The sequence below is a fragment of the uncultured Metabacillus sp. genome (genome assembly GCF_947503125.1).
Taxonomy (GTDB): domain Bacteria; phylum Bacillota; class Bacilli; order Bacillales; family Bacillaceae; genus Metabacillus.
Map to the genome: position 1 here is coordinate 1 of NZ_CANNCR010000151.1, position 1331 is coordinate 1331.

A 1331-nucleotide genomic window follows, 5' to 3' on the forward strand; every position below is an offset into this window, starting at 1 on the left:
TGGTATGTCAACACTAAACTAGACACTTTTTTTAAGGTGAATATTTTTATATTCAATGGGACTTAGATAGTCAAGCGTTCCATGAATTCTTTCGTGGTTAAACCATTCCACATATTCACTTAATTTACTATGTAGCTCTTCCAAGCTTTCAAATGTTTGCCCCTTACAGAATTCTATTTTTATTATCTTAAACGTCGCTTCAGCTACGGCGTTGTCATAAGGACAACCTTTTAAGCTTAATGAACGCTGTATTTCGAATGTCTCCAAAGCCTCGTCAATTACTTTGTTTTTGAATTCACTTCCACGATCTGTGTGGAACATACGAATCTTTCGTAAATCAACTTTAATCGTTGATAAAGCACGATACACAAGCTGGGCATCTTTATTTTGACCTGCACTAAATCCAATGATTTCCCTATTGAAAAGGTCGACAAATAAACATATATAATGCCACGAATTTTGGACCCTTACATATGTCAAATCACTCACTACAACAGCTAGAGGGGTATTCTGATTAAATTTCCTGTTTAGTTCATTTTTTACCGCTGACTCATTTGGCTTTTCAACATGTGGTTTAAACTGGGCAACTGTGTATTTGGATACTAGTCCATTCTCGTTCATGATACGTCCAATACGTCTTCTAGATACCTGTAAACCCTGTTTTTTCAACTCTTGTTTAATCTTACGAGTGCCATAATTTTGACGGCTTTTATGAAATATTTCAGTAATGGTAATGGTCAATTCATTATCATTGTTTTCCCTAGCTTTTGATTCATAATAATAGGTGCTTCTCTGGATTTGTAGGACTTTACACATTGCTGATACAGGGTACTTGTGGGCATTTTGCCTAATCACATTTACCTTCGTCCTATTATCAGCGCTGCTTGCTTTAAAATATCGTTCTCCATTTGTAAACGCTTGTTTTCTTTACGTAATTCAATTAATTCATTTTCTTCAGGTGAACGGTTATCCTTTTCTTTAAATGAACCTGTTCCTTGGCTTTGAATAATCCATCTATCTAAGGCAGAAGGTGTTAATTCATATTCCATTACAATGTCTTTTCTTGACTTACCGCTTTCATATAACTTAACCATTTGTGCCTTAAACTCATCTGTAAATGTTCGTCTTGTTCCCATATTATCAGTCTCCTTAACTGGTACGTAGCAGACTACGAGTGGAGTGCAGGTATCCGTAACTTGACATGGAGCCTCTGTGGGTATGCTCATTCCAGCCAGGCAACCAGCTCCCAAAGGATCGCTGGCTTGCCTAGCAGGCTAGCATACCCACCCCTCCATATAAAGTTACTAGTATCACTCTTTCCCGTTCTAAGG

1 protein-coding gene is annotated in these 1331 nt (G+C 37.3%); it reads right to left on the reverse strand.

Annotated features, from left to right (window positions below; all coding sequences use genetic code 11):
• Positions 1-18: 18 nt before the first annotated feature.
• Positions 19-1136, reverse strand: a protein-coding gene (locus Q1B07_RS26575; protein WP_299095795.1) for an IS3 family transposase whose coding sequence is annotated in 2 segments (ribosomal slippage) — positions 19-893 and positions 893-1136 — 1119 coding nt in all. Because the reading frame shifts where the segments join, the coding sequence is not laid out codon by codon here.
• Positions 1137-1331: the final 195 nt, after the last annotated feature.